Genomic DNA, 13,462 nt, shown 5'->3' on the forward strand with positions numbered 1-13,462 from the left:
CCCATCATCGCCGCATGCGGTCAGGCCGCGGCGAGCAGCCCCTGGGCGGTGGTGGCGCGCAGGCGGGTGGTCATGGTGGAGCGGGCGCCGATCTGGGCCGCGTAGACGGCGCGGCGGCGGGCCACGGCGCCGTTACGGGCGGCGCCGTTGTCCTTCTGCTCCATGTGGGTGCTCAGGCCGTCCTTGAGCAGGGCCAGGGCCTCGGTACGCAGCTGCGAGACCCGCGACTCGGTGACGCCCAGCTCGGCGGCGACCTCCGAGAGCGGGCGCTCGCGCAGGAAGGAGGCCTCCACGACGAAGCGCAGCCGCTCGGGCAGCACGGCGACCGCGTCGTGCAGGTAGCCGATGCGCTCGCGGTGCAGCAGCATCTCCTCGGGGTTCAGGGCGGTCTCGGTGACCATGTCCTCGGCCGTGCCGGCGGCGAAGCCCTGCAGCGACAGGACGGCGGCGCGCTGCACGTCGTCGTCGATGGTGGCCAGCTCGGCCACGGCGACGCCGAGCAGCTCGGCCAGCTCGGTGTCGCTGGGGGTGCGGCCCAGCTGGGCGGTCAGCTCCTGGCGGGCCTGCTCGGCGCGGCGGGCCCGGGCCCGCACCGAGCGGCTGGCCCAGTCCATGCCGCGCAGCTCGTCGAGCAGGGCGCCGCGGACGCGGGCGGCGGCGAAGCGGCCGAACGGGATCCCCCGCCGCGGGTCGTACGCCTTGACCGCGGTGACCAGGGCGGCGTAGCCGGCCGAGGCGAGGTCGTCGCGGTGCACGTGGGCCGGAACCTTGAACAGCATCTCGCGGACCATGTGGCCGACCAGGGCCATGTTCTCGCGGATCAGGGTCTCCTGGGCGCGGGTGACGGTCGTGATGGTCGAGCTGTTCATGGTGGTTCCCCCCTGTCGTTGCTGACGGGGAGAACTTTTTCGGCCTACGGGTGCAGCCGGAGACTACTTACGGTTGCCGCTCGGTTGCACTCGGAATTTCTTCTCAAGTGAGCAGCCAGCCGTTCTCCACGGCCAGCCGCACCGCCTCGGCCCGCGTACGGGCGCCGGTCTTACCGATCGCCGAGGACAGGTGGTTCCGCACCGTTCCCTCGGAAAGGTGCAGCTCACGAGCGATGTCGGCGACGGTGCCGCCGTCGCGGGCGGCGCGCAGCACCCCGGTCTCGCGGTCGGTCAGCGGCGAGTCGCCCTGCGCGAGCGACTGGGCGGCCAGGGCCGGGTCGACCACCCGCAGCCCGTCGTGCACGCGGCGGACCGCGTCGGCCAGCTGCCGGGCCGGGGTGTCCTTGACGATGAACCCGCCGGCGCCGGCCGCCATGGCCTGGCGCAGGTAGCCGGCCCGGCCGAACGTGGTCACCATCAGCACCCGGCAGCCGGGGCGGGCCACGCGCAGGGCCCGGCAGGCGGCGATACCGTCCAGGCCCGGCATCTCCACGTCCAGCAGCGCCACGTCCGGCTCGTGGGCGAGCGCGGCCGCCACGACCTCGTCGCCCCGGCCGACCTCGGCCACCACCTTCAGGTCGTTCTCCATGTCGAGCAGGGCCGCCATCGCCCCGCGGACCAGAGCCTGATCGTCGGCGAGCAACAACTTGATCATGTCGGTACCTCCACGCGTACCCGGAAGCCGGGATGATCTTCACGACGTCCGGCGGTGAACGTCGCACCGGCCGCCTCGGCACGACGGCGCAGCCCGGCCAGCCCCTGCCCGGCGCCCGGCGGACGGTCGGGACAGGGGCCGTCGTCGAGGATCTCGACGCTGCCGGGACCGACGCGCACCTGGGCGTGGGTGGCGTGGCTGTGCCGCACGATGTTGGTGACCGCCTCCCGGATCGTCCAGGCGAACAGCTCCCGGTTGCGGCTGGGCACCTCGTCGGCCACCCCGGGCAGCTCCGCCTCCACGTTCGCCGCGGTCAGGGCCTCCCGGGCGGCGGCGATCTCCCCGGGCAGCGAGATGCCGCGCATCCCCATGGCCGTGGCCCGCACGTCGGCCAGCGCGTCACGCGACAGGGCCTCCAGGTCGCGCAGCTCGGTGCGGGCCCGCTCGACGTCGACGTCGAGCAGCCGCTGGGCCAGCTCGGCCTTGACCGCGACCACGGTCAGCGAATGCCCGAGGATGTCGTGCAGGTCGGCCGCGATACGGGCCCGCTCGTTCTGCACCGCCAGCTCGGCCAGCTCCCGCTGGGCGGCCAGCAGGCTGCGCTGACGCTCCACGGCCAGCCGCAGCCCGTACGTGGCGGCCGAGCCGAGCAGCACGGCCAGGCCGTAGCCGTTGTCGTTCCAGCCCGGCACCAGCAGCGGCAGCGCCTCGGCCAGCACGAACAGGGCCACCGCGAACGGCAGCGCCTGCCGGATCGGCAGACAGATCATGGCCAGCGCCGCCATGTAGACCAGGCAGGGCAGGGCGTGGTTGCCGGCGCCGGGGATCTGCAGGGCGAACAGGGCCATCATCAGCGCGATGCCGAGCCACATCCGCGGCACGAACCGCGGCGGTGGCGGCTGCTGGCGCGAGAGCCGGGCCCGGTTCGCCAGCACCGCGTAGCAGAGCGCGAACGCCACCACGGCGACCAGGCCCGCGTACCGCCACCAAAGATCCTCGGTCGTGAGCAGCGCCTTGACGTTCTCACTGAGGTAGAACAGCCAGACAGCGGCGAACAGCGGACCGAAACGTGCGGCTGTCATGGCTGTGAACCTACCGCTGCTCAGACCCGGGCCGTGTCGCGGCGGAACCGCCACATCGCCCCGGCCGCGAACAACCCCGTCCAGACGAGCACATTCAGCGTGGCCAGCCACAGGTTCCCGTCGTGGGTCAGCGGATAGCGGGCCAGCTCACCGACCCCGTACACCGGGGTGAACTTCGCGATCGTGGCGAACGTGCTGCCGAGCTCGTCGACCGGCACGAACAGCCCACCGGCGAACGAGAGCACCGCCAGCACCGGGCCGAGGATCTGCATGACGTTCTCACTGGGCAGCAGGTAGCCCATGAACAGGCCGAACGCGGCGAACACGAGCGCGCACGCCCAGGCCAGCAGCCCGCACAGGATCCACGCGGAAGCCGGCAGCTTCGCCCCCGAGACGGCGCCGACCGCGAAGGCCACGACCACCGACACCGCCCCGATGATCATCGCGATGACGATCTTGGTGGCGATGTAGGCGTACGGGCGCAACGGGGTCAGCCGCAGCTGCCGGCTCCACCCGGCGGCCCGCTCGATCGAAACCATCGCGCCGCCGCTGGTGGTGGCCAGCATCGCCCCGTACACGGCCATGCTGACCAGGACGTAGCCGGTGAGGTTGCCCCCACCGACCCGTTCGGTCTTGTAATCGGCGCTGGTGCCGAAGAGCAGGAAGAACACCGCCGGGAAGACCAGCGTGAAGATCACCGTGCGTTTGTTGCGGAGCACCCGCCGCAACTCCAGCTTGATCATCCCGAGGGAGAAACCGCCGAACCGGGGCAGCGTGCGCGTCATCACGGTCATTTCGACACCTCATCAGCGGTCAGGGCCAGGAAAGCGTCTTCGAGGTTGCGGCTGGTGATCTCCAGGTCCCGGGCCGCGGTACGGGTGAGCAGGTACCGGGCGATCTCGTCGCTGTCCCGGCCGTGCAGGAAGATCGTCTCGCCGCGGACCTCGGCCTTGTCCACGCCGGCGATCGCCAGCAGGTCACCCTCGACCGCCCCCGGCAGCGTCGCCCGCACCGTACGGCCGGAAGCCAGGGCCTTGACCTCCGAAGCCGTGCCGTCGGCGACCACCCGGCCCCGGCGCACGAACACCACCCGGTCCGCGTACGCGTCGGCCTCCTCCAGATAGTGCGTGGCGAAGATGACCGTCCGGCCGCGGCTGGTGTCCTCCCGGATCGCCGACCAGAACTCGTGCCGCCCGCCCACGTCCATACCGGTCGTCGGCTCGTCCAGGATCAGCAACTCCGGATCCGGCAGCAGAGCCATCGCGAACCGCAGCCGCTGCTGCTGCCCGCCCGAACACTTACCGACCAGCCGCTTACCGACCTCGGTCAGCCCGGCCCGCTCCAGCGCCGCCTCCGCGTCGGCGCGGGAACGGCCGAACAACACCGCCGTCAAGCGCACCGTCTCCTCGACGGTGTAGTCCTTGAGCAGCGCCCCGGTCTGCATGACGGCCGAGACCAGGCCGAGCTCGACCGCCTCGTGCGGCGCCCGCCCGTACACCCGGACCGTGCCGCCGGTGGGCCGCTGCAAACCGAGCAGCATGTCAACTGTCGTGGTCTTACCGGCCCCGTTCGGGCCCAGCAGCGCGACCACCTCGCCCGGCCGGATGGTCAGGCTGATGCCGTCGACGGCGGTGACCGCACCGAAGCGCTTGATGACACCGTCGAGCTCGACCGCAGCCGCGGTCGTCAGATCAGGTGAAGCCGTAAGGGTCATGCGAACAATGCTCGGACCCACCCGGCGCGCGCGGCTGGGCCGCCCGTCACGACCCGCCCATGACATCCGTCATCCACAATGGCGTGGTGCACCCGACTCACAGCGCCCTCATCCTCGCGGTCGGCGAGGCCGAACCCGTCGTCGCCGCGCACCGCGAACGCCTCGACGCCGCCGCCGGCTGGGGCGTGCCCGCCCACATCACCGTGCTGTACCCGTTCCTGCCGCCCGCCGACATCGACGAGCACGTCCTGGCCGTGCTGACCGGCACCGCCGCGTCGGTGCCGGCCTTCTTCTGCGCCCTGGAGCGGGTCGACTGGTTCGGTGACAGCGTCCTGTGGCTCGCCCCGGCGCCGGCCACGCCGATCGTCACCCTCACCGCCGCCGTCGCGGCCCACTTCCCCGGCTGCCAGCCGTACGGCGGACAGTTCACCGAGATCGTGCCCCACCTGACGATCGGCCACGACCACCCCCGGGCCGACCTCGAAGCGGCCGCCGCCGACATCACCGCGCACCTGCCGATCCACGCCAGGATCTCGTCCCTGCGGCTGATCACCGGGCGACCCGAACCGGGCGGCACGTGGGCGACCCGCGCCGAGTTCCCGCTCGGCTGATATTGCGTTGCCGCCGGCCACCGGCCGCAGAAGGATCGACGGCATGCGACCCGAAATCCTCGACTACTACGAACTCGGCGGCGAGACCAACCGCCTGGCCGCCGGCACCGGCCGGCTCGAGTTCCTGCGCACCTTCGACGTGCTCAACCGCGAACTGCCCGCCCCGTCGGCGTCCGTACTCGACGTCGGCGGCGCCACCGGCGTCTACGCCGAACCCCTGGCCGCCGCCGGCTACCACGTCCACGTCATCGACCCGGTGCCCGCCCACGTGCGCGACGCCGCCGCCCGCCCCGGCGTCACCGCCACCGTCGGCGACGCCCGCGACCTGCCCGCCGACGACTCCAGCGTGGACGCCGTCCTGCTCCTCGGCCCGCTGTACCACCTGCTCGACTACGACGAACGCCTCACCGCCTGGCGCGAAGCCGCCCGCGTCGTACGCCCCGGCGGCGTCGTCATCGCCGCCACCATCAGCCGCTACGCGTCACTGTTCGACGGCTTCGTCAAGAACTACGCCCTCGACCCGCGCTTCCGGCCCCGCGTCGACCGGGTCCTCGACGACGGCCGGCAGGAAGCCGTCGGCGAGCTCGGCAACGGCTGGTTCACCAGCTCCTACCTGCACCACCCGACCGAACCCCCGGCCGAGGCCGTCGCCGCCGGCCTGAGCGTGCGCCGCCGCGTCGGCGTCGAAGGACCCCTGGGCCTGCTCGGCCCGCGCCTCACGGAAATCCTCGCCGACCCGGCCGAAACCGCGCTGATGCTCGAGATGCTGCGCACCGTCGAGGAGGAGCCGACCCTGCTCGGCGCCAGCAACCACCAGCTCACCATCGCCACCCGCCCCTGACCGATCGGGGCACACCCGCGTTGTGGCAGACTCCCGCCGTGGGTGACGAAACGGGCGGGCGGCTGACCCGCGAACTGATCGCCGTCGATGGCGGCGAATGCTCCGGGCTGCTGTTCGACAACCCGGTCGTCGGCCTGGAACCGGCCCTGACCTGGACGCTGCGGATCCCGTTCGCGCCGGTCGGCGGCGACCCGGTGCTGCTCGAGATCGAATGGCTGCCCGACACCACCACCGGCTGGCGCCACCTCGACGGGCTCGACGTGACCAGCAAGGCGTTCGCCGACCCGGCCGAAGCCGTCATCCACCACCACGGCCACCACCGCTACGACCGCGCCGACGTGACGATCACCGCCCAGGACGGCCCGTCCGTCACCGCCGCGGTGACCCTCGCCGGCGACCTGGACGGCCTCGGACCCGACGAGATCACCTGCACCGCGGCCCTGCGGTTCACCGGCATCACCGTGCAACTGCGCGGCGTCGCCGGCCCCGCCGACGCCCTCAGGCGCCTCGCCGGGCACACCGACACCACCGGCTTGATCGAAATCGACGACCCGAGAGGCATCGCGTTCCGCTTCGGCCCCGGTTAGCGTGAATCATGGCAGACGCAGTGGTCATCCCCGGAGCACGCTACGGCCCCGTCGCCGGCCTGCTCGCCTACGCCGGCACCGTCCCCGAGAAACGCGGCGCCACCGCCCACGCCCACGAGTGGACCACCACCCCGCCCCCCTTCGACGATCAAGAGATCGAGACCTGGGTACGCGACCAGGTCAGCCCCGTCCTCGACAGCCTCGCCGGCCCGGCCCTGCTGATCGGCAAGTCCCTGGGCAGCAACGCCGCCCGCGTCGCGGCCGACCGCGGCCTGCCCGCCGTCTGGCTCACCCCGCTGCTGCACTGCCCTTGGATCGTCGAAGCCCTGCACCACGCCACCGCCCCCTGCCTGCTGGTCGGCGGCACCGCCGACAAACACTGGCACAGCGCCACGGCCCGCCGGCTCAGCCCGTACGTGGTCGAGGTACCCACCGCCGACCACGGCATGTTCGTACCCGGGCCGCTGACCGACTCGATCGCCGTGCTCGCCCGCATCGTGGTGGCCGTGGAGGAGTTCCTGGACGAAATCCAGTGGCCCTAGATCTCCCGCGCCGGGATACTTCACCGTCATGAGCCGCACCATCAGGGTCACCGTGCGTGGCAGTTTCGACAACCTGACCGACACCCAGCTCGCCGAGCTGGTGGCGGCCCAGGGCGCCCACGACTTCCTGCACACCCAGTACACCCCCGAGGGCCACCTGACGTACGACCTGCCGGCCCGGCCGTTCTTCACGTTCCGCTTCGCTGAGCAGGCCACCGACGAGGCCGACATCCCGCAGGCGGCCGCCCGAGCCGAAGCCAAGGCCACCGCCTGGATGGCCGAGCGCGGCTACCCCGTCAAGAAGCTCACCTCCCAGACCGTCGACGTCGCCGAGATCCCCCTGGGCAAACGAGGCAAGCGCGAAGCCGCCCGCAAGGACTGACCCGGCCGTTCGGTCCTCCGTCGCCTTCTCCACGGTGCCCGGTTTCCACACCACGTACAAGCAGCGCAACCCCACCCGGCCGTGGGGCTGCGACGTGAAGATCTGAATCTGCAGTTCTTCGAGATCGCCGGGTTCGATCCGGCGCAGTCCTACGGTTCCCGCATCGTGCTGACCTCGGACACGGGACAGCCGCACCTGGCCGTTCGCGGCGGGAATGCGCGCCGCGAACGGCCAGGTGCGCCCCGGCTCTTGACGTCCTCAAGCTCGTAGACGTACCGCCCGAAGATGTATTCCGTGCCGTACAGCATCTGGTGGCGGGTGGAGCCGTTCGAGTCGGTGCCGATATGGTTCGCGAGCTCTCTCTGCCCGGGCATCTCGTCCTCGTCGAACCAAGCGGAGGACGCGATGCGCAGGGACGCCGGCCCGCACCAGTAGTCCTCCAGCTGCGTCTGCCAGATCAGCGGGATCTTCACCGGTGCGGCGAGAGCCGCGCCGGGAAGACTCAGCGCACCCGTCCCGGCGGCGGCCGCCCCCAGCAGAGGAAGGGTCAGCAATTCGCGTCGGTTCATCGACGGCATCCTCTCGGCGATCGTCATCGGCGGTCCTGCGGCCGCCGATGTCCATCGTGGACATCCATCTGTCCCCGGCCCAGCGTCATCCGTCGGTGAGATCAGCGGCGGGACAGATGAGCCGCTCGGCCAGAGCGGCACTTGGAACGCCGGGAAGAAACCTCACCAGCACCAAACGTTGCGAGCCTCCGACACCGGCGTCCGGGCGACAGCGCCGGTAGGCGGCAAGGCGGTCCACCCGCGATCGCTATCACCATCGTTTGCCTGGCTGCCGCGCGGAGCCGGACCACGATGAGGCTGTGCTCCAGGTCGAGTGGGGGCGTTGCTGGGCCGAGGTCGGCGATAGTTCGCCGTTCTGCCACCAGCCCATCGGCCGCCGCGGAGGCGCCGGTTGATGCCCGCCCTCACCAACACCCCTGGGTTCGGCCAAGCCGTCATCGCCCGACCTGCTCTGGATTACTGGATTACTAATATCAGCAATCCAATAATCCAGAGTGGCCCCATCGGGGGCGTAAAATAATGACCGTTATCCTTCATGTAGGATCTTGGTGTGACGGACGAACCTCTGGACGGCGAACTCGTCGTGAGCGACCCGGCCGCGCTGCCCGCGATCGCGACGGCCGCGCCGGCCCGGATTTCCGAACTGACCACGATGTGGCTGAGCCGGCAACGATCCGTGCACACCCGCACCGCCTACCGGCGGGACCTGTGGCAGTGGGTCGACTGGTGCGCGTCCACCGGCCGGGACCCGCTGACCGCCCGGGCCGCCGATCTCGACGCGTGGATCGTCGAGCAGCGCGCGACCGGCGCCCGCGGCAAACCCGCCGCCGAGTCCACGATCGCCCGCCGGCTGTCCGCGGTCGCCTCCTGGTACGACTACCTGGTGGTCAACACCGCCGCCGACCCGGAACCTCTGATCCGGTACAACCCGGCCCAGGCCGCCGCCCGCCCCCGCATCGACCCGGACGACAGCAGCACCGTCGGCCTCGAACGCCCCGAAGCCGACCGGCTGCTCGCCGAGGCCCGCGCCGACTCCCGGACCAGCCACGCCCTGCTCCTGCTGCTTCTGGTCGCCGGCCTGCGAGTCGGCTCCGCGATCAGCGCCCGCGTCGAAGACCTCGGCTACGACAGGGGCCACCGGGTACTCGACCTGACCGTCAAGGGCGGCCGCCGCCGCCGGATCCCCTTGCCGCCGGTGCTGTCGCACGCGATCGACGAAATGCTCGCCGAACGCGGCACCCCGGCCGAGGGCCCGCTGTTTCTGACCCAGTCCGGACTGCGCATCTACGAGCTGTACGTGCACCGCCTGATCCGCCGCCTGGCCGGCCGCGCCGGCCTCGCCGCGGCCGGCGCGCTGAGCCCACACTCGCTGCGCCACACCGCGATCACCGAAATCCTCGACGCCACCAACGGCGACCTGCGCCGCGCCCAGGACTTCGCCGGCCACGCCGACCCGCGAACCACCCGCCGCTACGACCGCCGCCGCGACCAGCTCGACAACCACGGCGCCTACCTGCTCGCCGGCCGCTTCAGCGACACCGAATGCACCTGATCCCGCACACCCGGCCGGTTCTGTCAGAACGATCCTCCTGAGGTTTCGCCGCGGCACCTTTCACCGATCAGCTCGTTCACCACCGACCGCACGCCGGTGTCTACCGCGTCCAGGCGCCGCGGCGCCCGGCCCGGCCGGCAGGGCGCACGGATATCCGGTAGCCGTGCGGGCCGGTGGCGTGGTTGTCTTCCGGCGGGAGGGCTGATGCGAACCTCGTTGAGTACGCCGCGGCTGCGCCTGCGCCACTTCGTCGCGGGGGACGCCCCGGAGTTGCACGGGTTGTTCTCCGATCCGTTGACGCACACGATCGGCGGCGGCCCGTTCACCGAGTTGGCGCGCACCGAACAGTGGATCCGCAACCGGGGCCGCGCCTTCGAGGAGCATGGCTTGTGCTGGTACGCCGTCCGGGACGCCGAATCCGGTGTGCTGGTCGGCAACTGCGGAATGTTGACGGGGCGGACCGGGCCGGCCGAACCGGAGATCGGCTATCTGATCGGGCGGTCGTTCCGGGGGCGGGGTTTCGCCTCGGAGGCGGCGCGGGCCGTGCTGCACGAGTGCCGGGCGGCCGGGTTCGGCCGGGTCTGGTCGAGCGTCCGGCCGGGTAACGCCGCGTCGCGGCGGATCGTGGAAGCGCTGGCTCTGCGCGTCGAGCGGACCGAACACGACGAGCGGGGCGCCCTGCTGTTCTCCGTGATCGACCTGCCGGCGTGAGGACCGCGTGGGCCGACACGCCGGAACCTTTGCGGGCGGCCGTGGCCGAGGCGCTGGGGGCGGCGGTGTCCGATCATCGGGATCTGCGCGGTGGCATGTCGCCGGGCCCGGCCGTCGGGTTGCGGCTCGCCGACGGCCGGCGGGTCTTCGTCAAGGCCGAGTCGGCTCAGGTGCGGTCGCACAACCACGCGATGGTCCTGCGGGAGGCCGCCATCCTGGACGTGCTGCCGCCGTCCGTGCCGGCGCCGCGGCGACTGGCCACCGTCGCATGGGGGCACTGGGCCGCGCTGGTGACGACCTGGGCGCCCGGCACCACCGGCGGGCTGTGGTCCGACACGTCGATCGCGGCCGTGGTGCGGGCCTGCCGGGCCGCGAGCGCGCATCGGGCTCCGCCGGCGCTGGTGCCGGTGGCCGAGCGCCTGGCCGGTTTCGACGGCTGGGAGCGCCTGCTGGAGCTCGGGGTCGAGCAGGCGCATGCGGGCCGGGCGGCCGCCATGGTGGCCGGGTGGGAACGCTGGACGGCCGGCAACGCGCTGGTGCACCGCGACATCCGACTGGACAACACGGCGCGGGCCGGGAAGGCGGTGCTGCTCGATTGGGCGTACGCGGCGTCCGGCGCCCCCTGGATCGACCAAGCGCAGCTGGCGGCCGACGTGGTAGCCACCGGCCACGAGCGCGGCCCGGAGGTGGCCACCGACCGGGCGCACCAGCTGCTCCGCTCGTTGCCGCCGGACGCGTCCCGGTTCGTGGTCGGCCTGGCCGGCATGTGGCGCTGGCGCGCCGCCACGGTCCCCGACGCGGTCCGGCCCATCGCCGCTTGGCGCCGCGCCCGCGCGGACGCGTTACGCCCCTTGCTGACCCGGCTGCTCTGACGCCTGTTCCGCACAAGCGGTGTTGTAGCCGGCCTTTCGCGGGACGCCGCAGCCGACCGGCACTCGGCAACGGCGCGCGTTCCCCGGTGAGGAATCGCTGGGCAATGTGGTGCGGTCACGCTCGAGCAGAATCGTGCCCGTACCGCCGCCTGACGGAGCCGGCAGTGCAGGGACGCCGAGCACAGCGAACAGGGATGTGCGCATCCGAAGTGAACGGCAGGCCGTCTTCCTCGCCTCGGACGCGTCCGGCTCCGTCAACGGCTCCGAACTCGCCGGCGACGGTGGTGCCGCCGCAGATCTAACGGCAGCGCCGTCACGACCGGCGCAGGGTCGTCCTCACGTCCCAGAGCGACCAGGCCAGCACGACCGCGCCGGCTCCGGCCAGCACCCACTGCGCGTTCACGGCCGCGCCCACCACCGCGGTCCCGATCATCACCGAGAGCAGGTAGCGGCCGCTGCGGCGGCGGGCCGGTTCCACGGCGGCGGCCTCCCGGGCGTAGCGGGCCACCGGTGTCGGGCCGCTCGGGGCGCCCTCGGCGCGGGCCCGCGCGACCAGTTCGGCGGACCGGCTGCGGGGCACGTCGTAGCGGCCCACCAGCAGCCCGTCGAGCCGGGTCAGCCAGGCCTCCTCCGGGCTCTGCCGGCGGGGTGGGCGCGTGAGCAGCCAGCTCAGCCCGGCCGCCACCGCGAGCAGGACCAGCGCCGGTACCGATCCGAACCGGGTGCCGGGCAGCTGGGTGAACGCCACGGCGGTCACCACGGCCAGCGCCGCGGTCGTGCCGAACGCCCACGCCACCCGGGGCAGCACCTGCGCCGCCATCAGGGTCACGATGAGCAGCACCGCTCCGGTCACGCCGGTCGGCGTCAGCGGGATCGTGAGGCTGCCGCCCAACCACGCGCTGATCAGAATCAGCGGTATGAACAACAGAGCGACCTTACCCGCGGCATCCTTCACCGGGTCATTCTGCAAGATCAGCTTCGGTTAGGCTTCGGCCGTGAGACCAGCTCTGATCACCCGAATCGCTGATCTTGTACCGGCCGGCCCCGACAGCGTGCGGGTCGCTGTCGACGGCGTCGACGGGGTGGGCAAATCGACGTTCGCCCGCCATCTGGCCGGCGAGTTGAGCGGCCGGGGACGCCCGGTCGTGCACGTCTCGGCCGACGATTTCCACCATTGCCGCGACGTGCGGTACCGCCGCGGCCGTGATTCGCCGGAGGGTTTCTTCCTCGACAGCTACGACTATCCGGCGCTCGTGCGCGACGTGCTCGAACCGTTCGCGCCGGGCGGGTCACGCCGATTCCGGCGGGCCGCCCACGACGTGCGTACCGACCAAGCCCTGGCCCCTGCCTTTGAAGTGGCGCCGCCCGGTTCGGTGCTGATTGTCGACGGGCTTTTCCTGCACCGCGACGAACTCGCCGGCCGGTGGGAGTTCTCCGTTTTCCTGCACGCGCCGTTCGATGTCACCGTGCCGCGAATGGCGGCGCGTGACGGCTCGCACCCCGATCCGGACCATCCGAGTCAAGCCCGCTATGTCGGCGGTCAGCGACGGTATTTCGCCGCCTGCGATCCGCGGGCGCGCGCCGGCGTGGTCATCGACAACTCTGATTGGCGGAATCCGGCTATCCTGCCTCGATGATCACTGACGGGGAGCTGGCCATCGCCGCCGCGCAAGCGGGGGCCCACGTCGTGCGCGACACCGACATCGGCGGGCACAAGCGCGTGGACAAAGGCGGCGGTGATTTCGCCACCGTCGCTGATCTGGAAGCGGAACGGGTCATCGTCGAACTGCTGCGCGAGCACCGCCCCAAGGACGCCGTGCTCGGCGAGGAAAGCGGCCACACCGGCACCCCGGCGCCGCGGACCTGGCTGGTCGACCCGCTCTGCGGAACGCTCAATTACGCCGTACGCAATCTGCTGGTTTCCGTCAATGTCGCCTTGCGTTGCCGTGACGAGGTGACGGCCGCCGCGCAGGCCGACCCGTACACCGGTGAGGTTTTCTGGACCGACGGCAATTCCGCTTGGGTACGCCGTGACGGCACCGACGAGCCCTTGACCCCGTCCGCTTCCTCGCGGCTGGTCGACGTCAATCTCGATCCGCCGTTTCCCAACGACCCCCGTTTCCGGGCGGCCGATCTGCTCGCCCACCGCGGATTCGCCGCCCTTTTCCGGCCCCGCGTCGTCTCCACCACCCTGGCCGTGGCGTGGGTCGCCGCCGGCCGCCGCGCCGCCTACGTGACCGACGGCCACCTGCGCGACAGCGTCCATTTCGCCGCCGGCATCGCCCTGTGCCGCGCGGCCGGCTGCGTCGTCACCGGCCTCGACGGCAACCCGGTGCACACCGGCGCCGGCGGCCTGCTGGTCGCCGCCGACGCGCGGACCCACGGCGACCTGCTCACCCTGATCGGATGGTGACC

General features: G+C 71.9%; 17 protein-coding genes. 10 read left to right on the forward strand and 7 right to left on the reverse strand.

The window, feature by feature from the left end; translation table 11 throughout:
• Positions 1-20 precede the first annotated feature (20 nt).
• From AB0C26_RS20510 to AB0C26_RS20530, 5 genes are all read right to left on the reverse strand, one after another.
• Positions 21-869, reverse strand: a complete 849-nt coding sequence (locus tag AB0C26_RS20510) for a sigma-70 family RNA polymerase sigma factor (RefSeq protein WP_360249362.1) — start codon at positions 867-869, stop codon at positions 21-23.
• Between the two features lie 103 nt (positions 870-972).
• Positions 973-1,584 (reverse strand): response regulator transcription factor, encoded by a 612-nt coding sequence (locus AB0C26_RS20515; RefSeq protein ID WP_360249365.1) that lies wholly within the window; start codon positions 1,582-1,584, stop codon positions 973-975.
• Positions 1,581-2,666 carry a sensor histidine kinase gene (locus tag AB0C26_RS20520; protein ID WP_360249368.1) on the reverse strand — a complete coding sequence of 362 codons (1,086 nt, stop codon included), beginning with the start codon at positions 2,664-2,666 and terminating at the stop codon, positions 1,581-1,583. The genes AB0C26_RS20515 and AB0C26_RS20520 overlap by 4 nt, the downstream gene beginning before the upstream one ends.
• Before the next feature lie 20 nt (positions 2,667-2,686).
• Positions 2,687-3,460: an ABC transporter permease gene (locus AB0C26_RS20525; protein WP_360249371.1), complete on the reverse strand. Its 774-nt coding sequence runs from the start codon at positions 3,458-3,460 to the stop codon at positions 2,687-2,689.
• Positions 3,457-4,380 carry an ABC transporter ATP-binding protein gene (locus AB0C26_RS20530; RefSeq protein WP_360249374.1) on the reverse strand — a complete coding sequence of 308 codons (924 nt, stop codon included), beginning with the start codon at positions 4,378-4,380 and terminating at the stop codon, positions 3,457-3,459. Before AB0C26_RS20530 ends, AB0C26_RS20525 begins: the two co-directional genes overlap by 4 nt.
• A gap of 59 nt (positions 4,381-4,439) precedes the next feature.
• On the opposite strand from AB0C26_RS20530, the gene AB0C26_RS20535 reads away from it, so the two are divergent.
• From AB0C26_RS20535 to AB0C26_RS20555, 5 genes are read left to right on the forward strand one after another with little or no spacing between them, the layout of a single operon-like run.
• Entirely contained in the window at positions 4,440-4,991 is a 552-nt protein-coding gene (locus AB0C26_RS20535; RefSeq protein ID WP_360249377.1) for a 2'-5' RNA ligase family protein, read from the forward strand.
• Between the two features lie 43 nt (positions 4,992-5,034).
• Positions 5,035-5,832: a class I SAM-dependent methyltransferase gene (locus tag AB0C26_RS20540; RefSeq protein WP_360249380.1), complete on the forward strand. Its 798-nt coding sequence runs from the start codon at positions 5,035-5,037 to the stop codon at positions 5,830-5,832.
• A gap of 38 nt (positions 5,833-5,870) precedes the next feature.
• Complete coding sequence (locus tag AB0C26_RS20545; protein ID WP_360249383.1) at positions 5,871-6,419, forward strand: hypothetical protein; 549 nt, start codon at positions 5,871-5,873, stop codon at positions 6,417-6,419.
• A gap of 8 nt (positions 6,420-6,427) precedes the next feature.
• Positions 6,428-6,961, forward strand: coding sequence for an alpha/beta hydrolase (locus AB0C26_RS20550; protein ID WP_360249386.1), 534 nt, complete (start codon positions 6,428-6,430; stop codon positions 6,959-6,961).
• Positions 6,962-6,989: 28 nt separating this feature from the next.
• Complete coding sequence (locus tag AB0C26_RS20555) at positions 6,990-7,343, forward strand: DUF6204 family protein (protein WP_360249389.1); 354 nt, start codon at positions 6,990-6,992, stop codon at positions 7,341-7,343.
• 149 nt (positions 7,344-7,492) lie between these two features.
• On the opposite strand, the gene AB0C26_RS20560 is transcribed toward AB0C26_RS20555, so the two are convergent.
• Positions 7,493-7,939 (reverse strand): C39 family peptidase, encoded by a 447-nt coding sequence (locus AB0C26_RS20560; RefSeq protein ID WP_360249392.1) that lies wholly within the window; start codon positions 7,937-7,939, stop codon positions 7,493-7,495.
• Positions 7,940-8,462: 523 nt separating this feature from the next.
• Here AB0C26_RS20560 and AB0C26_RS20565 point away from each other — a divergent pair.
• From AB0C26_RS20565 to AB0C26_RS20575, 3 genes are all read left to right on the forward strand, one after another.
• Complete coding sequence (locus AB0C26_RS20565) at positions 8,463-9,464, forward strand: tyrosine-type recombinase/integrase (RefSeq protein WP_360249395.1); 1,002 nt, start codon at positions 8,463-8,465, stop codon at positions 9,462-9,464.
• A gap of 204 nt (positions 9,465-9,668) precedes the next feature.
• Positions 9,669-10,175, forward strand: coding sequence for a GNAT family N-acetyltransferase (locus AB0C26_RS20570; RefSeq protein ID WP_360249398.1), 507 nt, complete (start codon positions 9,669-9,671; stop codon positions 10,173-10,175).
• The gene (locus AB0C26_RS20575) at positions 10,172-11,047 is read left to right on the forward strand and encodes a hypothetical protein (RefSeq protein WP_360249401.1); all 876 of its coding nucleotides are present in this window, start codon (positions 10,172-10,174) and stop codon (positions 11,045-11,047) included. Before AB0C26_RS20570 ends, AB0C26_RS20575 begins: the two co-directional genes overlap by 4 nt.
• Positions 11,048-11,360: 313 nt before the next feature.
• Here the strand turns inward: AB0C26_RS20575 and AB0C26_RS20580 are convergent, their stop codons facing one another.
• Entirely contained in the window at positions 11,361-11,972 is a 612-nt protein-coding gene (locus tag AB0C26_RS20580; protein WP_360249404.1) for a hypothetical protein, read from the reverse strand.
• 127 nt (positions 11,973-12,099) lie between these two features.
• Between AB0C26_RS20580 and AB0C26_RS20585 the strand changes: the two genes are divergently transcribed.
• Positions 12,100-12,684, forward strand: coding sequence for a uridine kinase (locus AB0C26_RS20585; protein WP_360249407.1), 585 nt, complete (start codon positions 12,100-12,102; stop codon positions 12,682-12,684).
• Entirely contained in the window at positions 12,681-13,460 is a 780-nt protein-coding gene (locus tag AB0C26_RS20590) for an inositol monophosphatase family protein (protein ID WP_360249411.1), read from the forward strand. The genes AB0C26_RS20585 and AB0C26_RS20590 overlap by 4 nt, the downstream gene beginning before the upstream one ends.
• Positions 13,461-13,462: the final 2 nt, after the last annotated feature.

Origin of the sequence: Actinoplanes sp. NPDC048796, from assembly GCF_040650035.1 — a bacterium.
GTDB lineage: Bacteria > Actinomycetota > Actinomycetes > Mycobacteriales > Micromonosporaceae > Actinoplanes.

Excerpts from the sequence above, each read along its gene's own strand:
- AB0C26_RS20510 (WP_360249362.1), bottom strand. The coding sequence starts at position 869 with ATGAACAGCTCGACCATCACGACCGTCACCCGCGCCCAGGAGACCCTG.
- AB0C26_RS20515 (WP_360249365.1), bottom strand. The coding sequence starts at position 1,584 with ATGATCAAGTTGTTGCTCGCCGACGATCAGGCTCTGGTCCGCGGGGCG.
- AB0C26_RS20520 (WP_360249368.1), bottom strand. The coding sequence starts at position 2,666 with ATGACAGCCGCACGTTTCGGTCCGCTGTTCGCCGCTGTCTGGCTGTTC.
- AB0C26_RS20525 (WP_360249371.1), bottom strand. The coding sequence starts at position 3,460 with ATGACCGTGATGACGCGCACGCTGCCCCGGTTCGGCGGTTTCTCCCTC.
- AB0C26_RS20530 (WP_360249374.1), bottom strand. The coding sequence starts at position 4,380 with ATGACCCTTACGGCTTCACCTGATCTGACGACCGCGGCTGCGGTCGAG.
- AB0C26_RS20535 (WP_360249377.1), top strand. The coding sequence starts at position 4,440 with ATGACATCCGTCATCCACAATGGCGTGGTGCACCCGACTCACAGCGCC.
- AB0C26_RS20540 (WP_360249380.1), top strand. The coding sequence starts at position 5,035 with ATGCGACCCGAAATCCTCGACTACTACGAACTCGGCGGCGAGACCAAC.
- AB0C26_RS20550 (WP_360249386.1), top strand. The coding sequence starts at position 6,428 with ATGGCAGACGCAGTGGTCATCCCCGGAGCACGCTACGGCCCCGTCGCC.
- AB0C26_RS20555 (WP_360249389.1), top strand. The coding sequence starts at position 6,990 with ATGAGCCGCACCATCAGGGTCACCGTGCGTGGCAGTTTCGACAACCTG.
- AB0C26_RS20560 (WP_360249392.1), bottom strand. The coding sequence starts at position 7,939 with ATGACGATCGCCGAGAGGATGCCGTCGATGAACCGACGCGAATTGCTG.
- AB0C26_RS20570 (WP_360249398.1), top strand. The coding sequence starts at position 9,669 with ATGCGAACCTCGTTGAGTACGCCGCGGCTGCGCCTGCGCCACTTCGTC.
- AB0C26_RS20590 (WP_360249411.1), top strand. The coding sequence starts at position 12,681 with ATGATCACTGACGGGGAGCTGGCCATCGCCGCCGCGCAAGCGGGGGCC.